Raw genomic sequence first — 21,456 nt, forward strand, 5'->3', positions numbered from 1 at the left:
GGTTTCCCCTGGCCGGGGTGTTGACTGCGGAGGTTCAGGCATCGCACCATAGAGCACTCTATGGCGCTGGTGCCTGCGAAGGGAGCCGCAGCATGGCTGTCGACGAACGTCCCGACTTCCGTCTGCTGGGAGACGTCCTCGAACACTGGGCGCGCGAGCGGGGCGACGAGCCGGCGGTGACCTTCGGCGGCGTCACGCGGACCTGGGCGCAGTTCGACGAGCGCGTGCGGCGGCTGTCCGCGGCGCTGGCGGCCGAGGGCGTCGGGCGCGGCGACCGGGTGGCGTTCGTGGACAAGAACCACCCGGCGTGCCTCGAGGTGTCCTTCGCGGTGGCGGCGCTGGGGGCGGCCAACGCGATCGTGAACTGGCGGCTTTCGCCCGACGAGCTGGCTTACACCCTCGCCGATTCCGGTGCGGAGATCGTGTTCGTCGGGGCGGAGCTGCTGCCGGTCCTGGAGGGGATCCGGGATCGGCTGCCCGCTCTGCGGCGGTTCGTTGTCGTGGGCGGAGATTCGGACGCGTTCGAGCCCCTTGTCGCCGCGGGTGATCCGTCCTCCGTGGACTTTCCTTCGGTCGCCGAGGACGACGGTGTGCTCGTGATGTACACGAGCGGCACCACGGGTTTCCCGAAGGGGGCCGTGCTGACCCACCGCAGCGTGCTGACGCACGGCATCGCGGTGGGCACGGCCTTCCCGATGACCGGCGGCGACAAGAACCTCGTGGCGATGCCGCTGTTCCACGTCGGCGGAACCTGTTACGCCATCCTGGGTTTCCTCACCGGCCTGCCGACGATCATGACCCGCGAACCGGACGCCCCCTCGCTCTTCGGCGCCCTGGCCGCGGGGGCGACGCACGCGTTCCTCGTGCCGGCGGTGGTCGGCGCGATCGTGCAGGCGGGGGAGCAGGCGATCGCCGGGTTCTCCCGGCTGAAGTACCTCGGTTACGGCGCTTCGCCGATGCCGCTCCCCCTGCTGCGCACCGCGCTGGCCGCGTGGCCGGACATGGAGTTCGTGCAGGTGTACGGCATGACGGAGCTGTCGGGCGCCGTGACGACGCTCGACGGCGCCGCGCACCGCGATGCCTCGCGCCCGGAGCGTCTGGCTTCGGCCGGCACTCCCGTACCCGGCGTCGAGGTGCGGATCGTCGACCCGGCGACGTCGGAGGATGTCGAGTCCGGCGAGGTGTGGATCCGCACGGACCAGCGGATGTCGGGCTACCTGGGCAAACCCGAGGCCTCCGCCGAGACGATCGTCGACGGCTGGGTGCGCACGGGCGACATCGGCCGCGTCGACGACGGCGGGTTCGTGTTCCTCGAAGACCGCGTGAAGGACATGATCATCACCGGCGGCGAGAACGTCTATTCGCCCGAGGTGGAACGCGTGGTGGCCGAGTTCCCCGGTGTGGCGGAGGTCGCCGTGATCGGCGTGCCGGACGAGCGGTGGGGCGAGCAGGTGAAGGCCGTGATCGCGCCGGTGCCGGGCGAGGTGCTCGACGTGGACAAGCTGCTCGAGTTCTGCCGCGAGCGCTTGGCGCACTTCAAGTGCCCGCGCAGCGTCGACGTTCTCGAAGCCTTGCCCCGCAACGCGACGGGGAAAATCCTGAAGCGTTCTCTGCGGGAGCCTTATTGGCGGGAACGGGACCGCAACGTCTGATGGCCGCGGTGACCCGGGAACAGTATTTCGAGGCGGCGCTCGGCGTGCTGGCCGGCGATGGTTTCGCCGGCTTGAACGTCGGCCGGCTGTGCCGCGATCTGGGCGTGACCAGCGGGTCTTTTTACCACCATTTCGGCGGGTGGGCCGCGTTCGTCGAGGAGCTATTGGCCTTTTGGGAGAACCGCCAGGTCATGATCCTGGCCTCGGGTTCTTTCGGCCAGGCCGGCCCCGCCGCCGATTTCGCCGCGCTGATGGACCTGACACTCGGCCTGCACCACAAGGCCGAGGCCGCGATCCGCGCCTGGGCGGCCAATGACGAAGCCGTGCGCGCGGCCCAGAAGCGAGTGGACGCCGCCCGGCTGAAGACCGTGGGGCGCGCGGTCAAGGGCTTGGTGGGGGACGCCGCCCTCGCGCGCACCCTCACCGCTCTTGGCCTGGCGATGCTCGTCGGCCACCAGCAGCTGGCCGCCGCCGGCGAGGACACGGATCTCGCCGCCTTGATCGCGGAGTACACCTGGCTGGTGCACGCCCGCGCCTAGGCGTTGCCGATGACCCTCTTGATCCGGATCTCCAACACAACCCGCTTGGGGTTCGGCTTCGGCTGCCTGTACCGCGCGGCATACCGATCCTCCGCGTCCTTGACGGCTTCCGGGTCGTCGCGCAGGACCATGCGGCCTTCCAGGGTTGACCACACGGGCCCCTCGAGCTGGCAGACCGCCGCCGCCACGCCGTTCTCCCCCGCGGCCTCGGCCAGGCGCGCTTTGCGGGAGTCGGAGAACGTGATCACCCTGGCTATGCCTGCCTCGAAGTCGACCGTCACTCCCACCGCCACGACGTGGGGCGTGCCATCGGGCCGGACCGTCGTGAGGGACGCGAGCCGCCGCTCGGTCCAGAACGCCCGGAACTCGTCGCCGCGCGTGCTGAGGTCGATCTCCATACGGGCCACGCTAGCTGGCAAGGCGGGTGGTATCGGGCGGGGGTTGGGTTCTCGCTGCGGAGCTGGTTGGGACTTCGCGGGCGTGCGCTTGATGCGGGCTTTTCGTTGCATTGCCAACCATCCGCCCGATCCGCAACGAAAACTCCTTCAACATCCTTTCCCCCGGCGGCCCCCCGATTCTTTACCTTCTCTGCCGTAGCACGCTAGAAAAATTGGGGTGGTGATATGTGCATTTCTTTTCGCCGTAGGCGAAAAACTCGCCTACGGCGAAAAGATGAAACACTCGACGAGAGCTCCCCGAAGCCGACAATTATGGCTACGGTTTGGGGCTGGTTGTCAAGGCTGGAAAGAGTACCTTGACAACCAGCCCCGAACCGCGCTGAGGCTTCTTGCCGGGGAGCCGGGAGGGGAAGGGGAGGGGGGTGTGAGGTCTCCCGCAGTTGGGAGGGCCTGTTGCGTTTGTGGCGGGGGAAAGGTGTGGCTTGTGTGGTGGGGAACCAGGGTGAGTCGGGAGGGGGTTCTGTTTCGGAGGCCCTGTTGTGTTGCGTTGTGGGATGGGTGGCGTTGCGTTGGCGGGGAGGGCTGTTTAGCGCGGCGGCGGTGGTGGGTGGGCTTGAGGCATGACATGGGTGGGGTTGTGTTGCGGGGTCGGCCGTTTCGCCACGACAAGTGCGAGTCGGCTTGAGGCGTGGGGTAGGTGCCGTCGTGTTGTGGCGGTGGGCAGCTTCGCGCGGCGGGTCGGTTGGCTTGAGTCGTGGGATCGGTGGCGTTGCGTTGCTGCGATGTGCCGTGTGACGCGTCATGGCCCCGTCGAGTTGCGGGTGCCTGAACGAGGCCACCTCGCGTGGCAGGGCAACGCAGCACCACCAACCACCCCAACCCCAAATCCCGCTCAGCGATAAACCCCACGCCCCCATCCAGCCGCCCCCACCCCGCCGAAACTGCGCCCCCAGTGCGCCAACCTGCGAAAACCCGGGCGAAACTCTCCGAAGTCGTTCACACTGTCCGTATGGGACCACTGCCGCGGACGTTCGATGAGCTCTGTCGTGCCTTGGATCGGGGACGGCGGTTCAAGTACCTCTCGTTCTGGGGGCACCGGCCGGAGCCGGGTGGGCGGATCGGGGCGGGGTGTCTGAGTCAGTGGTGGCCGGCGGAGTTCGAGGTGGACGGGCGGCTGTTCGCGACCGCGGAGCACTACATGATGTGGCGGAAGGCGACGCTGTTCGGGGACGAAGGCGTGGCGGAGCGGATTCGGGTGTCGAGGCATCCGGGGGCGGCGAAGGCGCTCGGCCGCGAAGTGCGGGGCTTCGACGACAAAGTGTGGAACGCCAACCGGTTCGACATCGTCGTGGAAGGGAACGCGGCGAAGTTCGGGCAGAACGCCGGGCTGGCCGAGTTCCTGGCGAACACCGGGGAGCGCGTGCTCGTCGAGGCGAGCCCGGTGGATCGGGTGTGGGGGATCGGGCTGGCGCCGGACGACGAGCGCGTGGGCGAGCCCCGCGCGTGGCGGGGGCTCAACCTGCTGGGGTTCGCGTTGATGAAGGTGCGTCAGGACGTGGGGACGCGCGGGCGCAAGCCGGCGGCTTCGTAGATCGCGTCGACGACGGTCATGGTTTCGATGGCGTCGGCGGGGGACGTCGGCACCGCTTCACCGCGCAGCACCGCGTCGGCGAAGGCTTCCAGCTGATACGCGTACGAAGGCCGGCGGGAAAAGCGTTCCACTGAGCGGGAATCGCCGCGGCGGATGGACAGGCGGTGCCAGAACTGCGGTGAGAGCGGGTTGATCGCCCGCAGCTCGCCGCGGCTGCAAACGACGCGGGCGCTGATGCGCAGGACGTCCGAGGACCACAGCGAGGCGCGCACGCGTCCCGTCGCGCCGGACGGGAAGCGCAACGACGCGGTCATCGCGCGGTCGATCTCCGGGGAGCGCAGCTTGGCGCGCGCATCGACGATCGCCGGGGTCGCGCCGCCGAGGACGCGGGCCATGTGGACGGCGTAGCAGCCCGCGTCCATGGTCGCGCCGCCCGCAAGCGACAGGTTGTAGCGGATGTCCTTGAAGCGCGGCAGCGGGAAGCACACCGCGGTCTCGATGTGCTGCACCTCGCCCAGCTCACCGGACGCCAGCAGTTCCTCCATGCGCCGCGTGAACGGGTGGTAGCGGTAGTGGAAGGCCTCCATCACCACGAGCCCGGCCGCGTCGGCCGCGTCGGCGACCAGGCGGGCCTCGGAAGCGTTGGCGGTAAAGGGTTTTTCGCACAGCACGTGCTTGCCGGCGGCCAGCGCGGCAAGGGTCCAGCGGCCGTGGAGACCGTTGGGCGTCGGGTTGTAGACGGCGTCGATCGACGGGTCGGCGAGCAGCTCTTCATAGGTCGCGTGGACCTCGGGGATGCGGTGCTTCGTGGCGAACTCGTGGGCGCGGGAGATGTCGCGCGCCGCGATGGCCGCGATGTCGACGTCCGGGTTCTCCCGGGCCGGCTTGAGCAGGGCTTCCGGAACGATTGCCGCGGCTCCGAGCACTCCGATGCGCATGATCGAACCTTAGCGGACCAGCGAACTTCAACTACCTGTTGACCACTTCAACAACCAGTTGTACCGTTCCGCCCATCACGACGCCCTGGAGGTCCCCGATGCCGTCGCCGTCCCGTACCCGCGCCTGGCAGGCCGTCCTGCTGACCGGTGCGCTCGCCCTCGTCACCGCGGCCTGCGGAGGTGGTCCCGACGGTGCCGGCGGCACGCAGCAGCCGGCCGGCGGGGGAGCTTCGCCCATTCCGGACAACGCCGCGCTGATCGCCGCCGTGAAGCCGGACGCGCAGCTCACCGCCGCCCTGCCGCCCGCCGTCACGCAGGCGAAGACGCTGCACCTCGCGTCGAACATCCAGTCGGCGCCCAACAACTTCTACTCGAGCGACGGCAAGACGCCGATCGGCTACGAGGTGGACCTGGCGAAGGCGATCGGCGCCAAGCTCGGCGTCTCGGTCTCCTACCAGGACATGGCCTTCGGCTCGCTGATCACGAGCCTGCAGTCCGGCCGAGTGGACCTGACCATGGCCGCGATGAACGACACGAAGGAGCGCCAGCAGCAGATCGACTTCGTCGACTACTTCTCTTCCGGCATCACGATCATGGTCCGCAAGGGCAACCCCGACGGCATCACCGGGCCGGACACGTTGTGCGGCAAGAACATCGCCGTGGTGCAGGGCACGAGTCACCAGAAGTTCGCCGCCGCGCAGAGCGCCAAGTGCACGCAGGCGGGCAAGCCGGCGATCACCGTCACGGCCACCGACTCCGACACGCAGAACCAGAACCAGCTGCGCACCGGCCGCGTCGCCGCGATCCTCAACGACCTGCCCAGCGCCGTCTACATCTCGCGCACCGCGGGCGACGGCAAGTTCTTCGAGGTCGTGCCGGGCGCGCCGATCGAGGGCGGGCCGTACGGCATCGGCTTCACCAAGACCAACACGAAGCTGCGCGACGCCGTGAAGCAGGCGCTGACGGAGCTCATCACCGACGGGACGTACGGCAAGATCCTGCAGGCCTGGGGCGTGGAGCAGGGCGCGGTCAAGGAGGCGGCCGTCAATGGCGGGAGCTGAGCCGCTGCCGATCGTCCGGCTGAAGCACTGGGGTCGCTGGGTCAGCGCGGTGGTCATCGTCGCCCTGCTCGTGCTGCTGGGGTTCGCGCTCGCGCAGGCCCAGATCGAGTGGGACTCGGTGCCCGACTTCGTGTTCTACCGCGTGATGGCCGTCGGGCTGCTCAACACGGTGGTGCTCGCGGTGATCTCGCAGGCCGTGGCCATCGTGCTCGGCATCCTGATCGCCCTGCTGCGCCGCAGTGCCAACCCGGTGGCGAAGTGGTTCGCGGCCGCGTACATCTGGCTCTTCCGCGGGCTTCCGGTGCTGCTGCAGATCCTCATCTGGTACAACCTCGCGCTGATCTTCCCGACGATCTCGATCCCGCTGCCCTTCGGCGGTTACCTCGTCCACGAACCCACGAACGTGCTGATCAGCGCGTTCACCGCGGCTCTGCTCGGCTTGGCGTTGAACGAGAGCGCCTACATGGCCGAGATCGTGCGCGCGGGGCTGACCAGTGTGGACGTCGGGCAGACCGAGGCCGCGAAGTCCATCGGCATGACGCCGGGCGCGACACTGCGGCGCGTGGTACTGCCGCAGGCCATGCGCGTGATCATCCCGCCGACCGGCAACGACTTCATCAACATGCTCAAGGGCACGTCGATGGCGTCGGTGATCGGCGTGACCGAGCTGATCCACGCGGCCAACAACATCTCGTCCAACAATCTGCTGGTCATGGAAACGCTCATCGCGGCCGCGATCTGGTACATGGTCGTGGTGACCGTGGCCGGTGTCGGGCAGCACTACCTGGAACGCTCGTTCGGCGCCGCCGATCGCGGGCCCGCGGCGAGGGTGGGGAAGGCGCTGCGGGGGATGCCGTTGGTGAGGAGTGCCCGTGTCTGAACCAGTCGTTTCGGGGCCACTGCTGCGTGCGGTCGGCGTGCGCAAGAGCTACGGGAACACCGAGGTGCTCAAGGGCATCGACCTGGAGGTGCACCGGGGACAGGTGGTGTGCTTGCTCGGGCCGTCGGGGGCGGGCAAGAGCACTTTTCTCAGGTGCCTCAACCACCTCGAGACCATCGACGCCGGGCAGGTCTGGGTCGACGGCGAGCCGATCGGCTTCAAGCTGCGCGGTGGGAAGCTGTACGAGCTGCGCGAAAAGGACGTCGCGCGCCAGCGTCGTGACATCGGCATGGTGTTCCAGCGGTTCAACCTGTTCGGGCACCGGACCGCGCTGGAGAACGTGGTCGAGGGGCCCGTGCGCGTGCTCGGGACGAACCCGGACCAGGCGCGGGCGGAGGCACTCGAACTGCTGGACCGCGTGGGCCTGGCCCATCGCGCGGACGCGTACCCGGCGCAGCTCTCCGGCGGGCAGCAGCAGCGCGTGGCGATCGCGCGGTCGCTGGCGATGAAGCCGAAGCTGATGCTGTTCGACGAGCCGACGTCGGCGCTCGACCCGGAGCTGGTGGGGGAGGTGCTGGCGGTGATGGGTACGTTGGCGCGGGAGGGGATGACGATGGTGGTCGTGACGCACGAGATGGCCTTCGCCGCCGAGGCGGCCGACGAGGTGGTGTTCCTCGCCGACGGCGCGGTGGTCGAGACGGGCCCGCCCGAGACCGTGTTGAAGAACCCGGAGCACGAGCGCACCCGTCAGTTCCTCGCGCGGGTCCTCTCGTGACGCGGATCTCCCCCCGGTACCTGCTGCAGTTCGACGAGCCCGCCGGCTACCTCGACTTCGCGCGGTTCGGCCCGCCGTCGCACGCGGTGCTCGACACCACGGCGAACCTGCTGGAAGCGGCGACGAAGGCCGGGCCGTCCACTGTGGACGAGCTGATGCGCCAGGAGACGCGCGCGAAGGCGGCCGCGGCGCGGCTGTGCGGGAGCGACACCGACCACACCGTGCTGCTGCCGCACACGAGCCTGGGGTTGTTCCAGGCGGCGTTCAACTCCCACGGTGAGGTGCTGGTCTCGGCGGGGGAGTTCCCGGCGAACACCTATCCGTGGGCTCGTGCTTCTCAGGCCGGGCGGGTGCGGCTGCGGCGGCTGCCGGCCGGACCGGTGACGGCCTCCCGGGTCGCCGAGGCGTTGACGCCCGAGACGACGGTGGTGTCGGTGAGCGCCGTCGACTTCCGCACCGGCTACCGCGCCGACCTCGCCGCGTTGCGCGACGTGGTGGGCGACCGGCTGCTGGTCGTCGACGGGATCCAGGGCTTCGGTGTGATCGAGGCGCCGTGGGAGGTCGCGGACGTGCTCGTGGTCGGCGGCCAGAAGTGGCTGCGGGCCGGCTGGGGCACGGGCTTCGCGGTGCTGTCCGACCGAGCGCTGGAGCGCATGGACCCGATCCTGTCCGGCTGGACGGGCGCGCGCGACCCCGGCCTGTTCGACGACGAGATCCACCCCGCCGACACGACCGCCGCGGGCTGGTCGATCTCCAACCTCAGCCCCATCACGTCCGGCGCGTTCGCGGCGGCTCTGGAGCTGGTGGAGGAGGCGGGCGTCGGGGCGATCGCCGGCCGGATCGGCGAACGCGTGGCCGCCTTGGAGGAAGTGCTGCTGTCGCTGGGCGCGTCGATCGTGTCCGCTGTGGACCGCCGGGCCGGGATCCTGGCGTTCGAGCTGCCCGGCCACCCCGCCGAACAGGTGGGTGCGGCTCTCTCGGCGGCCGGCATCGCGGCGACGGTCCGCCCGGAACACGTCCGCCTCTCGCCGCACGCGTCGACCCCGGTTTCCGCGGCCGAGGCCGTCCGGTCCGCTTTGGACAGTCTCCTGCGCCCGCGTACTTCCGTGGCTTTTCCGTCGGTGGTTTCGGGCGGCGCGACGCACGCGTTGCTCACCGCCCTGATCCCCGCGGTCGACGGCCTGGCCGCCATGCTGGGCCCCGGCAACGAGGTCCTGCTCCACGACCTGTCCCGCCTGCCCGACTCCATCGTCGCCATCGCGGGCGACGTCACCGGCCGCACCGTCGGCGGGCCCATGACGGACCTCCTGCTCGGCCTCGTCCGCCGCGGCACCACGCAGGACCTCACCAACTACCGCACCCACGGCCCGGACGGCCGCGCGATCCGCTCGTCCACCCTGTTCCTCCGCGACGCCGACGGCGTGGCGGTCGGCTGCCTGTGCGTGAACAGCGAAACGGCACCTTCCCCGGACGCGCCCGCCTCGCGGCCCGAGACCTTCCCGCCTGACGTCGACAGCCTGCAACGGTTCCTGGTCGAGCGCGCCATCGGCAAGGCGGGCATTCCCGTGGACCTGATGAAGAAGCGCCACAAGGCCGCCGTCGTGCGCGAGCTCGACGAGGCGGGGTTCTTCCTCATCAAGGACGCGGTGGACCACCTGGCCACGCACCTGGACGTGACGCGGTACACGATCTACAACTACCTGAACGAGATCAGGGCCTGACCGAGGTGGGGTTCCCGGCGGACACCGGGAACCCCACCGACCTTCACTTCAAGAACGCCTCCACCGCATCAGCCGCCGCCGGAATGCCTCCGTGGGCGCGGATTTCCGTGGACAACGACGACAGCCGCGCGGCCACCTCGGCGGATCCGGCGACCTCGTCCACCGCCGAGCGCAGTGCGGCGGCGGTCACCGACGCGGCAGGCAGGTGGCGGCCCACCCCCAGGGTCTCCAGTCGCGCCGCGTTGCCGAACTGGTCGGCGGCCTGCGGGATGGCCACCGTGGGTACGCCGTACCACAGCGCTTCCGTGCAGCTGCCCATCCCGGCGTGGGTGATGAACGCCGAGGCCGCCGACAGCACTGCCGGCTGGGGCACGCGGGAGTGCACCTCGAACGACGGCGGCAGCGGGCCCAGGTCAGAAGCGGACACGAATGAGCCGATCGACATCACGACGTGCCAAGGTGAGTCGGCGAAGGCCGCCAGGCAGGCCCGGTACACCGGCAGCTGGTCGGTGAACGCCGTCCCGAACGACACCAGCAGCACCGGCTTCCCCGACGACGGCGGCGTCCACGACTCCGCCGGCCGGTCCGGGGACAGGCACGGTCCGACGAACTGGACGTGCGAGCCGACCCGGGAGGCGTGGGGCTGCATCGCCCGCGGAATGAGGGACAGCACCCGCGGCGGGTGGGACAGCCAGGTCCACGCCTCCTCGGTCTCGCCGTTTTCTCGCAGCCACGCGGTCATCGTGCGGGCGTAGTCCACACCGGACGGTGAGGCCTTGATCGGGTCCATGACCTCGGCCATGTCCTCGTCGTAGCCCTCCCAGGCCACCAGCGTCGGCGACAGCTGCACGGCCGGCACCCCGTAGCGCAGACCGAGCAGAGGTGCGCCGAGGCCGCCGATGTCGTACAGGACCAGGTCGGGGCGGTCGTCGTCGAACGTCGACAGCAGCCGCGGATGCACGGCGATCGCCTCGTCCAGGAAGACGCGCATGGCGTCGGCCGGGTCGTCGGGCCAGACGCCGGCCTCGCCGAGGGGCAGCGAGGTCGGGTGGGTGACGACGCGGGCGCCCGTCGGGGCGACCAGCGACTCGAGGGGTGAGCCCACCACGTAGCTCACCCGGTGCCCGCGCCGCACGAGCTCGGCGATGACGCCCAGGGACGGGTAGATGTGGCTCGGCGCGGTGGTACCGACCATCACGATGTGTTCGCGCATGAAAGACGCAGGTCCTTTCCGTCAGAGAGGGAGGACCCGGCGCGCAGGGAAGACGGCCGCGAACGCGCGGCCGTGAAGAGTCACGCCGGGCTAGAGCTGCCGCAAGCGCTGGAAGATCGTCATGGCGGCCACCGTAACGGCGACCGGGCGGGGGGACCAACCGAATTTGCGACGTCCACCTTTCGTAGGGACTATCGGGCAGAGCGGGACGAACAACCGGCCGGGCGCCGAAAAGACGACTAACGTCTGGCGGACCCGACAGACGAGAACCCCGACAGAGAAGGAAACTCCCGTGAGACGTGCTGTCTTCGCGGCAGTCGCCGTCGCGACGCTTGCCTCGCTGGTCACCGCGCCCGTCGCGTCAGCGGCGCCGGCCACCGCCCCCGCCGCCTACACCCCGCCGCCCGTGGCGTGGGGTCAGTGCGACAACGCCGGCCTCCAGGCGGCCGGCGCCCAGTGCGGTTTCGTGACCGTGCCCCTGGACTACAGCAACCCGGGCGGCCAGAAGGCGCAGCTCGCCGTCAGCCGCATCAAGCACAAGACACCGGACGCGCAGTACCAGGGCGTCATGCTCACCAACCCCGGTGGCCCCGGCGGCTCGGGCCTGACGCTTTCGCGCGTCGGCGCCAGCGTGCCCAACCACGCGGGTGACGCGTACGACTGGATCGGCTTCGACCCGCGCGGCGTCGGCTCCAGCAAGCCGGCGCTCTCGTGCGACAACAACTACACGAGCTTCGACCGGCCTTCGTACGTGCCGCTCACGCCGAGCCTCGAGAAGACGTGGCTCAACCGCGCCAAGGGCTACGCCGAGGACTGCGCCAAGAAGAACCCGAAGGCGCTGCTCGACAACCTGAAGACCACCGACACGGTGCGCGACATGGACTCCATCCGCGTCGCACTGGGTGCCGATCAGATCAACTTCTACGGCTACTCCTACGGCACCTACCTGGGCCAGGTCTACGGCACGATGTTCCCGCAGCGCGTGCGCCGCATGGTGCTCGACTCGACGGTGGACCCGCGCAACGTCTGGTACCAGGCGAACCTGAACCAGGATGTCGCGTTCGACCGCAACCTCAACATCTGGTTCGGCTGGCTCGCCAAGTACGACAGCACCTACCACCTGGGCAAGACGCAGGCCTCGGTGAAGGCGACCGTCGACCGTGAGCTGGTGAAGCTCTCGCTCAAGCCCGCGGGCGGCCAGATCGGGCCCGACGAGCTGACCGACGTGATCCAGCAGGCCAGCTACTACCAGCTGACCTGGCTCGACGTGGCCGACGCGCTGTCGGCGATCGTCACGAAGAACGACCCGTCGCTGGTCAAGGCGCTGTTCGAGTCCGACAGCGACAACGGTTACGCCGTGTACCTCGGCGTGCAGTGCACCGACGTGCAGTGGCCGACCAACTGGAACCAGTGGCGCGTCGACAACTGGAAGACCTTCCTCAAGGCGCCGTACTTCACCTGGCAGAACGCCTGGTTCAACGCGCCGTGCGTGTACTGGCCCGCCAAGGCGAGCAAGCCCGTCCAGGTCAACGGCAAGGGCGTGCAGAGCGTGCTGATGATCGACGAGACACTCGACGCGGCCACGCCGTACGAGGGCAGCCTTGAGGTCCGCAGCCGGTTCCCGGGTGCCTCGCTGATCGCGGAGCCGGGTGGCACGAGCCACGCCATCACGCCGCGCGGCAACGCGTGCGTGGACACCAAGATCGCGGACTACCTGGCGACCGGCGCCCTGCCGGCCCGCAAGCCGGGCCGCACCGCCGACGTCGAGTGCGCGCCGCTGCCGCAGCCGCAACCGGCCCCGTCGGCGTCCGCGCAGGCGCAGGCGAAGGCCGACGTGCTGCCGCTGCTGGGTCACCTCTGACCAGCTGAAACACCGGCCGAAGCGCCGGGTGGGGCACCGTCCCCACCCGGCGCTTCGTCGTTTCCGGAGCCCGCCCCTGGACCTCTCGGGGACCTCGGCCGCTCAAGTTCGCGGCGCGTAGCACTTTTCACCGCAACGAGGTTTGTGTTACAAAGTGCCCCAGCAGGTTTGCAACGCAAAGTCGATGGGGGACGTGATGAGCGAGGCGTTCAGTCTGAGAGGCCTGACGAAACGGTTCGGGCCAGTACACGCCGTCGAGGAGCTGACCCTCGAGGTCAGCCGCGGCGAGGTCGTGGCGCTGCTCGGCCCCAACGGCGCCGGCAAGTCGACCACCATCGACATGCTGCTCGGGCTCACCCGGCCCGACGAGGGCGAAGTGCGGGTGTTCGGCGGTGCCGCGCGGGCGGCCGTCGACGCCGGTCGGATGGCCGCGATGGTGCAGAACGGCTTCCTGCTGCGCGACACCACGCCGGCCGAGCTCGTCGGGCTGATGCGCTCGATGTACCGCGACCCCCTGCCGGCCGCGGAGGTGTTCGCCCGCGCCGGCATCACGGACTTCGCGAACCGCCGCTGCGGCAAGCTTTCCGGCGGCCAGCTCCAGCGCGTGCGCTACGCGCTGGCCCTGGCCGGCGACCCCGAGCTCCTGGTACTCGACGAGCCGACCGCCGCCATGGACGTGGACGGCCGGCGCTCGTTCTGGGCCTCGATGCACGAGTTCAGCGCGGGCGGCCGCACGGTGCTGTTCGCCACGCACTACCTGGCCGAGGCCGAGGATTTCGCCGACCGCGTGGTGCTCGTGCGCCACGGGCGCGTGGTCGCCGACGGCACGGTCGCCGAGGTCCGCGCCGCCGTCTCCGGACGAGTGCTGCGGGCCGTGGTGCCCGGCGCGAACGAGGCCGGGCTGGCCGCGCTCGCCGGCGTCACCACCGCGCGTGTCCAGGGCGGCCGCGCGGAGCTGGCGTGCGCCGACTCCGACCTCGCGATCCGCGCGCTGCTCACCACGTTCCCGGACGCGAGCGACATCGAGATCACCGCGATGGGTCTCGAAGAAGCGTTCCTCGCGCTGACCGGCGACCAGCACACCGACGAGCCGGAAGGAGCCCTGCGATGAACCTCGTCTACCTGCGCCTGGAGATCGTGCGCATCGTGCGCAGCCCGCAGTTCGCGCTGTTCACGATCGCCGTGCCGCTGGGCATGTTCCTGCTCTTCGGCGCCCTGTTCGGCGACAACGTCGGGCCGGACGGGCTGAAGGCGAGCACCACCACGATGATCAACATGGGCGCGTACGGCGCGTTGAGCGGCGCGCTGTTCACCGGCACGCGGGTGGCCACCGAGCGCACCGACGGCTGGCAGCGGCAGCTGCGTCTCACGCCGATGCGCGCGCCGGACTACCTGTTCGTGAAGCTCGCCTCCGCGATGACGATGGCGCTGCCCGTGCTGGTCGTGATCTTCATCGCCGGCGCGCTGCGAGGCGTCGACCTGACGGCCGCGCAGTGGGTGCTGACCGCGCTGGCACTGTGGCTCGGCGCCCTGCCGTTCGCGGTGCTGGGCCTGATGCTCGGGCTGTTCGGCAAGGGCGACACGGTCGGTGCGATGACCGGCGCGCTGATGCTGCCGCTCGGGGTGTTCGGCGGGTTGTGGATGCCGCTGTCGATCATGCCGGGCTGGATGACCACAATCGCGCACTTTGTCCCGACGTACTGGCTCGGCCGTGTCGGCACGATGCCGGTGAGCGGGGCGAGCGGGCTCGGGCTCGCGGTGGCCGTGCTGGCCGCGTGGCTGGTCGTCCCCGCGCTGGTGGTGGTGCGGCGGTTCCGGTTGGACACGGCCAAGGTCGGTTAGTTCACGGCTGTTACCAATCCGACCAGAAGTAGGCGGGCACGGAACCGGACGTTACCGTGTGTGGCAACCCTTCCCGCCGTGACTGTGGTCGGATTGGTAACCAGCGGCACAGTAACTTCCGTGCTGTTCTGTGGGGTCAGCACGGTGGGAGGGCGAAGCAAGGTGGATGACGAAGAGCAGCCGATGTCGGCCGCCGAGTCGCTGAACCTCATCGCCCGGCAGAACGAGCGGACGCGCCGGGAACTGGGGGCCAGCCCGGCGCGTCTGCTCGGCGTCTGGGCCTTCACGTGGCTCGTCGGCTGGGGACTGGTGTACCTGGCCGATGACAGCCACGCGAGGCCGCTGATGCCCGGGTGGGTCGCGGGCATCGTCGTCGCGGTGCTGTTCGTGGCCGCGATCGCGTACTCGGCCTACTACGGCGGCCGCATCAGCCGGGGTATTCGCGGCCCGTCGCGCCGCACCGGCGCGATGTACGGCTGGAGCTGGATGATCTCGTTCGCCGCGCTGTCGCTGATCAACATCCGGGTGATGGAGGCGGGGGAGCTCGACCCGCACACGATCTCCCTGCTGTGGTCGGGCACCTCGCTGTTGCTGACCGGCGTGCTGTACCTCGCGGGCGGGATGCTGTGGCAGGACCGGCTCCAATACGCCTTCGGCGCGTGGATCGTCGTCTGCGGCGGCGCGAGCGTGCTCGTGGGCGTGCCCGGCAACTTCCTCGTGCTGTCCCTGGCCGGCGGCGGCGGGTTCCTCGTGGCCTCGCTCGTGTACTTCTTCCGGGAACGGCGCTCCGGTCCGACGCGAGTGGCCGACCGGTGACCGAGGCGAGCCTGCCGGAGCTCGACCCGGTGATCCACGCCCAGGCCAGGCTGCGCGTCACCGTCGCGCTCGCCGGGCTGCACCACGGCGACCAGATCACCTTCCCGAGGCTGCAGCAGCTGCTCGACATGACGGCCGGCAACCTCTCCACGCACCTGCGCAAGCTCGAAGACGCCGAGTACGTGGAGATCACCAAGGCCTACGAGCACCGCACGCCCGTCACGCTCGTGAAGCTGACCGCCAAGGGCCGCGCGGCGTTCGAGTCCTACACGAGGGCGTTGCACCGGCTGCTGGACGCCACCGGCGGGAGCTGACGTGACCCGCTGGGTCGTCCACCTCGATCTGGACGCCTTCTACGCCTCGGTCGAGCAGCTCACGCGCCCGACGCTGCGGGGCCGCGCGGTCGTCGTCGGCGGGACCGGGCCGCGTGGGGTGGTGGCCGGGGCGAGCTACGAATCCCGTGAGTACGGCGCGCGTTCGGCGATGCCGATGTCGCAGGCCCGGCGGTTGCTGCCGCCGGGGGCGGTGATCCTGCCGCCGCGGTTCCGGTTGTACGAGACGTTGAGCAAGCAGGTCTTCGACATCGTCGCCGACGTGGCACCGGTCCTGGAGCGGATCTCGCTGGACGAGGCGTTCGCGGAGCCGCCTTCGCTGGCCGGGGCTTCGGTGGCGGAGGTGACGCGGTTCGCGGAGGAGCTGCGGGCGCGGATCCGCGCGGAAACCGGGCTGACGGCCTCGATCGGGGCGGGGACGGGCAAGCAGGTCGCGAAGATCGGGTCGGACCGGGCGAAGCCGGACGGGCTGCTGGTGGTCGCGCCGGGCACGGAGCGGGAGTTCCTGGCACCGTTGCCGGTGCGCGCGTTGTGGGGCATCGGGCCGGTGGCGGAGGCGAAGCTGCGCACGATCGGCGTACTGACGCTGGGGGAGCTGGCGGCTTTGTCGGAGCCGGACGCCGTGGCGACGCTGGGCGGGGTGGTCGGGCGTGAACTGCGCAAGCTCGCGGGCGGCACGGACGACCGGCCGGTGGCCGAACGCGGGGAGGCCAAGCAGGTCAGCGCCGAGACGACGTTCGAGGTCGACATCGTGGACCTCACCCGGCTGCGGGCGGAAGTCCGCAAGATCGCCGCGGGCGCCCACACGCGGTTGGTGAAGGCGGGCCGGGTCGCGCGCACGGTCGTGGTGAAGCTGCGGCACACGGACATGAGCACGGTGACGCGGTCGGAGACCACGGCCTCGCCCACCGACGACCTCAACCAGCTCGCCGCCACCGCCGAGCGGCTGCTGCTGGATCCCCAGGAGTTCGGCGGCGTGCGGTTGGCGGGGGTGGCGTTCAGCGGGCTTTCGGTGCCGCACCAGGACGCGTTGTTCACACTCGCCGTACCCGCGGCGGCTTCGCCGGAGCCGGTGGTGGCGGTCGTGCCGTCGCCCGGTGGGTCGGCGCCGGTGTCGTCGAGCGGCTGGCGCCCGGGCGACGACGTCGTGCACCCGGAGTTCGGCACCGGCTGGGTCCAGGGCGCCGGCCACGGCCGCGTGACGGTGCGCTTCGAGACCCGGACCTCCGGCCCGGGCGTGGCGAAGACGTTCGAGCAGAACGACCCGGCCCTGACTCGAGGGGATCCGCAGGACTGTCTCAAGTAGAGGGAAGGGCCGCCACTACGAGCGTAGCGGCCCTTCGCGAAGCACCTCAGCTGGCAGGCGGCAGGGCGCAACCCGGGGTGAGGTCGGCGACCTGCTGACCGGCCAGGAGGAACGCGCCGACGCCGGCGGCCGAGGTGTCCGTGGCCTTCGCCGAGCCCGGCCCGTCGGTCTTCGGCTGGACGTAGCCGACGAAGCCGTCGGCGTTCTCCGCCTTGCTGGACAAGGACTTCCACGCCCGGTCGACCACCGGCTCGAACCAGCGGCCGTCGAGGACCCCGGCGTTGACGCCCCACGCGAGGCCGTAGGTGATCAGCGACGTGCCGCTGCTCTCCGGGCCGCCGAACGGGTTGAGCAGGTTGGCGTTCCAGAAGCCGTCCGGCCGCTGCAGCACGCTCAGTGTCGTCGCCATCTTCTTGAACACGCGCAGGTACTCCGGCCGGCGCGGGTCGTTCGCGGGCAGCACCTGCAGCACCTTCGTCAGGGCGGCCAGCGCCCAGCCGTTGCCCTGCGCCCAGTACGACAGCGAGTGCGCGTCGGTGCGCCACAGGCCGGAGAACTCGTCGAACAGGCTCTTCTCCGTGTGCTGGAACAGCTTCTGCATCGCGGCGAGTGTCGGCTCCGAGGAGTCCATCACGCCGATGCGGGCGAACGAGGGCATCGCCATGTTCAGCGCGCTCACGTGGTCCCAGTAGTCCGTGTGCCCGGCCTGCACGCTCGCGACCTCGTCGGCCAGGCGCGCACGCAGGTCGGCGAGGATCGGCGGGTCGGGGTGGAAGTACGTGTACAGGTCGAGGTACGCCTCGCCCGCGGCCTCGTCCTCCGCCGCGAACGGCTGCCCCGGAGTCGTGGGCAGCAGGTAGTCGTTGGCCTCGCCCCAGGGCAGCGTCTGGTGGTTGGACACGCCGGTGGTGCGGACCACGGCGAGGTTGCCCACGTGGAACGTCGCGTTCTGCCAGTCGGCCGGTGCGAGGTTCGTCCCGTGGGCGACCCAGTAGTCACCGGCCTTCACCATCGCGTCGGCCACCGCGCACTGCGCGGCCGGCGCCGCCGGTGCCGCACTCGCCACGGCCGGCGCCAGCACACCGGCCGTCACCGCCGCCGCGAGCACGGTGAGACCGCGGATTCCCGGGAAACGCATGGGTGCGTCCTCCTCAAGCAGCTCATGGCGGCGGAGGCCATCGTGGTCGGTGGCCGGTCGATCACGGACTATGGTGTGGACCACTGGGCGTGTCAAGGTGCCGGTGAGCGGTACGTGGCAACGGTTTCCAGCAGCCGGCGCGTCGCGTTCTCGGCTCCGTCGGCGTTCTTCGCGAGCACCGTGGTCAGCACGCGCGAGTGCGCCACGAGCGTGCCCTCCGTCGGCTCGGGTGCGGCCCGCAGGGCGGCGACGACCGGCACCTGCAGCTGGGTGAGCAACGCGTTGCCCGCGGCCCGCACGAGAGCGGCGTGGAACAGCGAGTCGGCCTCGGCGAACGCCTCGGCGTCCTCGCGTTCGACGGCGTCGGTCATCAGCCCGTACGCCGCGGCCAGCGCGGAGAGCTCGTCCGGCGCGCGGTGCCGGGCTGCCAGCCGCGCGGCCTGCGGCTCCACGAGGTGGCGCAGCTCCATCAGATCGTGCAGCTGCCGCAGCGAATCCGGCCCGCCGACGCGCCAGCCGATCACGTCGGGGTCGATCGCGTCCCACGCCTCCGGCGGCTGCGGCCACGTGCCGACGCGCGGCCGCGCCGCCACGAGCCCCTTCGACTCCAGGACCCGCAAGGCCTCCCGGACCACCGTCCGGGAGGCCTTGAAACGGCGCCCGATGTCCTCGGGCACGATCGGCTCGCCCGTGGGCAGCGCCCCTTCGACGATCAGCCGGCCGAGCGCGTCGACGATGCGGGCGTGCAGGCCGGCCCCGTCAGCCGCCACGTCAGGCCGGCAGACCGACGCGGCGCTCCCCGCTGCGCAGCTGCTGCAGCACGACGGCGACCACGAGCAGCGCGCCGTGGGCCACGTTCTGCCAGAACTGGTTGATGCCCAGGCCGGACATGCCGTTGTCGAGCACGCCGAGGATGAACACCGCCAGCACCGTGGAGACGATGGATCCCTTGCCGCCCTTGAGCATCGTGCCGCCGAGCGCCGCGCCGGTCACGGCCTGCAGCTCGAGGCCCTCGGACCCGGACGTGGGCTGGCCGGAGCCGGTGCGTGCGGTGATCAGCACGCCAGCGATGGCCGCGACGACACCGACGAGCGCGTAGACACCGATGATGTAGCGGTTGATGTTGATGCCCGCGAGCCGCGCGGCCGTGTCGTTGCCGCCGATGGCGAACACGTTGCGGCCGATGTCGGTGTACTTCAGCAGGAAGTGCAGCACCGCCGCGACGATGAAGAACACCCACACCAGCGTCGGCAGCCCGAGCACACTGCCCTTGGCGAGGAAGATGAACAGGTCGTCGGCGCCCGTGTAGCCCTGGGCCTTGCCGTCGGACACGACCTGCGCGATGCCCTTGTACGCGGCCAGCGTCGCCAGCGTGGCGACGACCGGGTTCACGCGGCCGAAGATGATGATCAGGCCGTTGACCAGGCCGCACAGGATGCCGGTGCCGACCGCGGCGAGGATGCCGACGATCGAGCTGCCGGTGGACGTGAAGGCCATCGCCGAGATCACCGACGCGAGCCCGGCCATCGAGCCGACCGAGATGTCGAGGGCGCCGAGGATGATCACCAGCGTCTGCACCAGCGACAGCAGGCCCATGATGGTGATGGCGCTGCCGATGAGCAGCAGGTTGTTGGTGCGGAAGAAGTTGTCGTTCAGCGTCGAGAGCAGCACGACGAGCACCACGAGCGTGATGATCAGGCTGCTGTTCTGCACGCCGATGCCGTTGAGCACCTTGCGCGCCGGGGAGACGCGGTGCGGGTCGGGCTGTTCGGTCGGCTGCTCCTGCGCGGGGCTGGGCCGGGTCGGGGTGCTCACGCCCCCACCTCCTGGATGTCTTCGGCGGCCGGCTCCGTCGCCGGGATGGCCAGGGTCAGTACGGCTTCTTCGGTCGCTTCGTCGCGGCTCACCTGGCCCGCGACGTGCCCGGCGCGCATCACGACGATGCGGTCGGCCAGCGCGAGCACCTCGGGCAGGTCGGACGAGATCACGAGCAGGGCGATGCCTTCGGCGGCGAGACCGTCGATGATGCGGTAGATCTCGGCCTTGGCGCCGACGTCGACGCCGCGGGTGGGCTCGTCGAGGATCAGCAGCTGCGGACGGCGGGCGAGCCAGCGCGCGAGCACGGCCTTCTGCTGGTTGCCGCCCGAGAGCTTGCGCACCTCCTGCTCCATCGACGGTGTGCGCACGCGCAGCTCGCGGATGTACTCCGCCACGAGCTCACGCTCCTTCGCCCGCTTGATCACGCGGAAGCGGCGCAGGCGGTCGAGCACGGCGATGGAGACGTTGTCGCGCACCGAACGCTGCATCAGCAACGCGTCGGTCTTGCGTTCCTCCGGCGCGAACCCGATGCCGGCCTTCACGGCGTCGCCGGGGGTGCGGGCCTTGAACGGTTTCCCGTCCAGCTCGACGGTTCCCGAGCGCACGGGCAGGTCGCCGACGATCGCGCGCGCCAGCTCGGAGCGCCCGGCGCCGACGAGCCCGGCCAGGCACACGACCTCACCGGCGCGGACCTCGAACGAGACGTCGGTGACGTCGTCGGTCGTCACGTGGTCCAGCCGCAGCACGACCTCACCGGTCTCGGCCGTCTCGCGCCGCTCCAGCGCCGAGAGGTCGCGGCCGATCATCATGCGCACCAGCTGGTTCTCGTCGGACTCCGCGGCCTGCTGCACGCCGACGAGCTTGCCGTCGCGCAGCACGGCCACGCGGTCGGCGAGCTGGAAGATCTCCTTCATGCGGTGCGACACGTAGACCACGGCCACACCGGAGTCGCGCAGCCGGCGGATGAGCCGGAACAGCGCGTCGACCTCGTGCTCCGAGAGCGACGAGGTGGGTTCGTCGAAGGCGATCACGCGCGGCGGGGTGGCCGCGGTGAGCACCCGAAGGATCTCGACGAGCTGGCGCTGCGCGGCCGAGAGCTTGCTGCCGGGCGTGGTGGGGTCGAGCACGCCTTCGAAGCCGTACTCGACGAGTGCTTCGTGCATGCGCTGATTCAGCGTGCGCCGGCTGAACACCCGGGCGCGCGAGGGCAGCTCGCCCACGAACACGTTCTCCGCCACCGAGACGTGCGGGATGATCTCGGGTTCCTGGTAGATCACGCGCACGCCCGCGGCCATCGCGGCGCGCGGGTTGTCGAACACCACCGGCTCGCCGTCGACCCGCAGCGTGCCGTCGCTGGGCTCGTGGTCGCCCGAGAGCACGCGCAGCAGGGTCGACTTGCCGGCGCCGTTCTCGCCCATGAGCGCGAGCACCTCGCCGGAGTGGAACTCCAGTGTCACGTCGTCGAGCGCGGTGACGCCGGAGAAGCGCTTGCCGATGCCCTCGGCGATGAGCGCCGTGGAACTGGCCATGGTGAGCCTTCCTCAGCCTTCCTCACAGGGGAGCCCGGAGGTGTCG

At 70.3% G+C, this 21,456-nt stretch carries 20 protein-coding genes; 13 read left to right on the forward strand and 7 right to left on the reverse strand.

Going from position 1 to position 21,456, the window contains the following annotated elements; translation table 11 throughout:
* Window positions 1-92: 92 nt before the first annotated feature.
* Window positions 93-1,652 carry a long-chain-fatty-acid--CoA ligase gene (locus AB0K15_RS25940; protein WP_364055438.1) on the forward strand — a complete coding sequence of 520 codons (1,560 nt, stop codon included), beginning with the start codon at window positions 93-95 and terminating at the stop codon, window positions 1,650-1,652.
* Complete coding sequence (locus AB0K15_RS25945) at window positions 1,652-2,191, forward strand: TetR family transcriptional regulator (protein ID WP_364055441.1); 540 nt, start codon at window positions 1,652-1,654, stop codon at window positions 2,189-2,191. Before AB0K15_RS25940 ends, AB0K15_RS25945 begins: the two co-directional genes overlap by 1 nt.
* On the opposite strand, the gene AB0K15_RS25950 is transcribed toward AB0K15_RS25945, so the two are convergent.
* Window positions 2,188-2,589 carry a pyridoxamine 5'-phosphate oxidase family protein gene (locus AB0K15_RS25950; RefSeq protein WP_364055444.1) on the reverse strand — a complete coding sequence of 134 codons (402 nt, stop codon included), beginning with the start codon at window positions 2,587-2,589 and terminating at the stop codon, window positions 2,188-2,190. The genes AB0K15_RS25945 and AB0K15_RS25950 overlap by 4 nt on opposite strands.
* Window positions 2,590-3,640: 1,051 nt before the next feature.
* Here AB0K15_RS25950 and AB0K15_RS25955 point away from each other — a divergent pair.
* Window positions 3,641-4,180: an NADAR family protein gene (locus tag AB0K15_RS25955; protein WP_364055447.1), complete on the forward strand. Its 540-nt coding sequence runs from the start codon at window positions 3,641-3,643 to the stop codon at window positions 4,178-4,180.
* Here AB0K15_RS25955 and AB0K15_RS25960 read toward each other — a convergent pair.
* Window positions 4,138-5,118, reverse strand: coding sequence for a Gfo/Idh/MocA family oxidoreductase (locus AB0K15_RS25960; protein ID WP_364055450.1), 981 nt, complete (start codon window positions 5,116-5,118; stop codon window positions 4,138-4,140). The two genes, AB0K15_RS25955 and AB0K15_RS25960, sit on opposite strands and share 43 nt — an antisense overlap.
* Window positions 5,119-5,216: 98 nt before the next feature.
* Here AB0K15_RS25960 and AB0K15_RS25965 point away from each other — a divergent pair, with 98 nt between their 5' ends.
* Genes AB0K15_RS25965 through AB0K15_RS25980 form a run of 4 tightly spaced genes read left to right on the forward strand, consistent with a single transcriptional unit; the run spans window position 5,217 to window position 9,555 of the window.
* A complete protein-coding gene (locus AB0K15_RS25965) occupies window positions 5,217-6,179 on the forward strand; it encodes an ABC transporter substrate-binding protein (RefSeq protein ID WP_364055453.1) in 963 nt (320 codons plus the stop codon).
* The gene (locus tag AB0K15_RS25970) at window positions 6,166-7,059 is read left to right on the forward strand and encodes an amino acid ABC transporter permease (protein ID WP_364055456.1); all 894 of its coding nucleotides are present in this window, start codon (window positions 6,166-6,168) and stop codon (window positions 7,057-7,059) included. The genes AB0K15_RS25965 and AB0K15_RS25970 overlap by 14 nt, the downstream gene beginning before the upstream one ends.
* Complete coding sequence (locus AB0K15_RS25975; RefSeq protein ID WP_364055459.1) at window positions 7,052-7,834, forward strand: amino acid ABC transporter ATP-binding protein; 783 nt, start codon at window positions 7,052-7,054, stop codon at window positions 7,832-7,834. The genes AB0K15_RS25970 and AB0K15_RS25975 overlap by 8 nt, the downstream gene beginning before the upstream one ends.
* Window positions 7,831-9,555 (forward strand): aminotransferase class V-fold PLP-dependent enzyme, encoded by a 1,725-nt coding sequence (locus AB0K15_RS25980; RefSeq protein ID WP_364055462.1) that lies wholly within the window; start codon window positions 7,831-7,833, stop codon window positions 9,553-9,555. Before AB0K15_RS25975 ends, AB0K15_RS25980 begins: the two co-directional genes overlap by 4 nt.
* 43 nt (window positions 9,556-9,598) lie before the next feature.
* Here the strand turns inward: AB0K15_RS25980 and AB0K15_RS25985 are convergent, their stop codons facing one another.
* Window positions 9,599-10,768: a macrolide family glycosyltransferase gene (locus AB0K15_RS25985; protein WP_364055465.1), complete on the reverse strand. Its 1,170-nt coding sequence runs from the start codon at window positions 10,766-10,768 to the stop codon at window positions 9,599-9,601.
* A 292-nt stretch (window positions 10,769-11,060) separates the two neighbouring features.
* On the opposite strand from AB0K15_RS25985, the gene AB0K15_RS25990 reads away from it, so the two are divergent.
* The 6 genes from AB0K15_RS25990 to AB0K15_RS26015 all read left to right on the forward strand — a co-directional run bounded on the left by AB0K15_RS25990 (window position 11,061) and on the right by AB0K15_RS26015 (window position 16,925).
* Window positions 11,061-12,629: an alpha/beta hydrolase gene (locus AB0K15_RS25990; RefSeq protein ID WP_364055468.1), complete on the forward strand. Its 1,569-nt coding sequence runs from the start codon at window positions 11,061-11,063 to the stop codon at window positions 12,627-12,629.
* A 196-nt stretch (window positions 12,630-12,825) separates the two neighbouring features.
* Window positions 12,826-13,740 (forward strand): ABC transporter ATP-binding protein, encoded by a 915-nt coding sequence (locus AB0K15_RS25995; RefSeq protein WP_364055471.1) that lies wholly within the window; start codon window positions 12,826-12,828, stop codon window positions 13,738-13,740.
* The gene (locus tag AB0K15_RS26000; RefSeq protein WP_364055474.1) at window positions 13,737-14,471 is read left to right on the forward strand and encodes an ABC transporter permease; all 735 of its coding nucleotides are present in this window, start codon (window positions 13,737-13,739) and stop codon (window positions 14,469-14,471) included. The genes AB0K15_RS25995 and AB0K15_RS26000 overlap by 4 nt, the downstream gene beginning before the upstream one ends.
* A gap of 183 nt (window positions 14,472-14,654) precedes the next feature.
* Window positions 14,655-15,287 carry a hypothetical protein gene (locus AB0K15_RS26005; protein WP_364055972.1) on the forward strand — a complete coding sequence of 211 codons (633 nt, stop codon included), beginning with the start codon at window positions 14,655-14,657 and terminating at the stop codon, window positions 15,285-15,287.
* Window positions 15,284-15,601 carry a transcriptional regulator gene (locus tag AB0K15_RS26010; RefSeq protein ID WP_364055477.1) on the forward strand — a complete coding sequence of 106 codons (318 nt, stop codon included), beginning with the start codon at window positions 15,284-15,286 and terminating at the stop codon, window positions 15,599-15,601. Before AB0K15_RS26005 ends, AB0K15_RS26010 begins: the two co-directional genes overlap by 4 nt.
* A gap of 1 nt (window position 15,602) precedes the next feature.
* Entirely contained in the window at window positions 15,603-16,925 is a 1,323-nt protein-coding gene (locus tag AB0K15_RS26015) for a DNA polymerase IV (protein WP_364055480.1), read from the forward strand.
* Between the two features lie 46 nt (window positions 16,926-16,971).
* On the opposite strand, the gene AB0K15_RS26020 is transcribed toward AB0K15_RS26015, so the two are convergent.
* The 4 genes from AB0K15_RS26020 to AB0K15_RS26035 all read right to left on the reverse strand — a co-directional run bounded on the left by AB0K15_RS26020 (window position 16,972) and on the right by AB0K15_RS26035 (window position 21,410).
* Entirely contained in the window at window positions 16,972-18,063 is a 1,092-nt protein-coding gene (locus AB0K15_RS26020) for a glycoside hydrolase family 88 protein (protein ID WP_364055483.1), read from the reverse strand.
* A gap of 92 nt (window positions 18,064-18,155) precedes the next feature.
* Window positions 18,156-18,833 carry an FCD domain-containing protein gene (locus tag AB0K15_RS26025; protein ID WP_364055486.1) on the reverse strand — a complete coding sequence of 226 codons (678 nt, stop codon included), beginning with the start codon at window positions 18,831-18,833 and terminating at the stop codon, window positions 18,156-18,158.
* Between the two features lies 1 nt (window position 18,834).
* The gene (locus tag AB0K15_RS26030) at window positions 18,835-19,878 is read right to left on the reverse strand and encodes an ABC transporter permease (RefSeq protein WP_364055489.1); all 1,044 of its coding nucleotides are present in this window, start codon (window positions 19,876-19,878) and stop codon (window positions 18,835-18,837) included.
* Window positions 19,875-21,410, reverse strand: a complete 1,536-nt coding sequence (locus AB0K15_RS26035; RefSeq protein WP_364055492.1) for a sugar ABC transporter ATP-binding protein — start codon at window positions 21,408-21,410, stop codon at window positions 19,875-19,877. The genes AB0K15_RS26030 and AB0K15_RS26035 overlap by 4 nt, the downstream gene beginning before the upstream one ends.
* Between the last annotated feature and the right edge of the window lie 46 nt (window positions 21,411-21,456).

Origin of the sequence: Amycolatopsis sp. NPDC049253 (assembly GCF_040678995.1) — a bacterium.
Taxonomy (GTDB): Bacteria; Actinomycetota; Actinomycetes; order Mycobacteriales; family Pseudonocardiaceae; genus Amycolatopsis.

What these genes read in the sequence shown, in the direction of transcription:
- AB0K15_RS25940 (WP_364055438.1), top strand. Translation starts at nt 93, where the DNA reads ATGGCTGTCGACGAACGTCCCGACTTCCGTCTGCTGGGAGACGTCCTC.
- AB0K15_RS25945 (WP_364055441.1), top strand. Translation starts at nt 1,652, where the DNA reads ATGGCCGCGGTGACCCGGGAACAGTATTTCGAGGCGGCGCTCGGCGTG.
- AB0K15_RS25950 (WP_364055444.1), bottom strand. Translation starts at nt 2,589, where the DNA reads ATGGAGATCGACCTCAGCACGCGCGGCGACGAGTTCCGGGCGTTCTGG.
- AB0K15_RS25960 (WP_364055450.1), bottom strand. Translation starts at nt 5,118, where the DNA reads ATGCGCATCGGAGTGCTCGGAGCCGCGGCAATCGTTCCGGAAGCCCTG.
- AB0K15_RS25965 (WP_364055453.1), top strand. Translation starts at nt 5,217, where the DNA reads ATGCCGTCGCCGTCCCGTACCCGCGCCTGGCAGGCCGTCCTGCTGACC.
- AB0K15_RS25970 (WP_364055456.1), top strand. Translation starts at nt 6,166, where the DNA reads ATGGCGGGAGCTGAGCCGCTGCCGATCGTCCGGCTGAAGCACTGGGGT.
- AB0K15_RS25985 (WP_364055465.1), bottom strand. Translation starts at nt 10,768, where the DNA reads ATGCGCGAACACATCGTGATGGTCGGTACCACCGCGCCGAGCCACATC.
- AB0K15_RS25995 (WP_364055471.1), top strand. Translation starts at nt 12,826, where the DNA reads ATGAGCGAGGCGTTCAGTCTGAGAGGCCTGACGAAACGGTTCGGGCCA.
- AB0K15_RS26000 (WP_364055474.1), top strand. Translation starts at nt 13,737, where the DNA reads ATGAACCTCGTCTACCTGCGCCTGGAGATCGTGCGCATCGTGCGCAGC.
- AB0K15_RS26005 (WP_364055972.1), top strand. Translation starts at nt 14,655, where the DNA reads ATGTCGGCCGCCGAGTCGCTGAACCTCATCGCCCGGCAGAACGAGCGG.
- AB0K15_RS26020 (WP_364055483.1), bottom strand. Translation starts at nt 18,063, where the DNA reads ATGCGTTTCCCGGGAATCCGCGGTCTCACCGTGCTCGCGGCGGCGGTG.
- AB0K15_RS26035 (WP_364055492.1), bottom strand. Translation starts at nt 21,410, where the DNA reads ATGGCCAGTTCCACGGCGCTCATCGCCGAGGGCATCGGCAAGCGCTTC.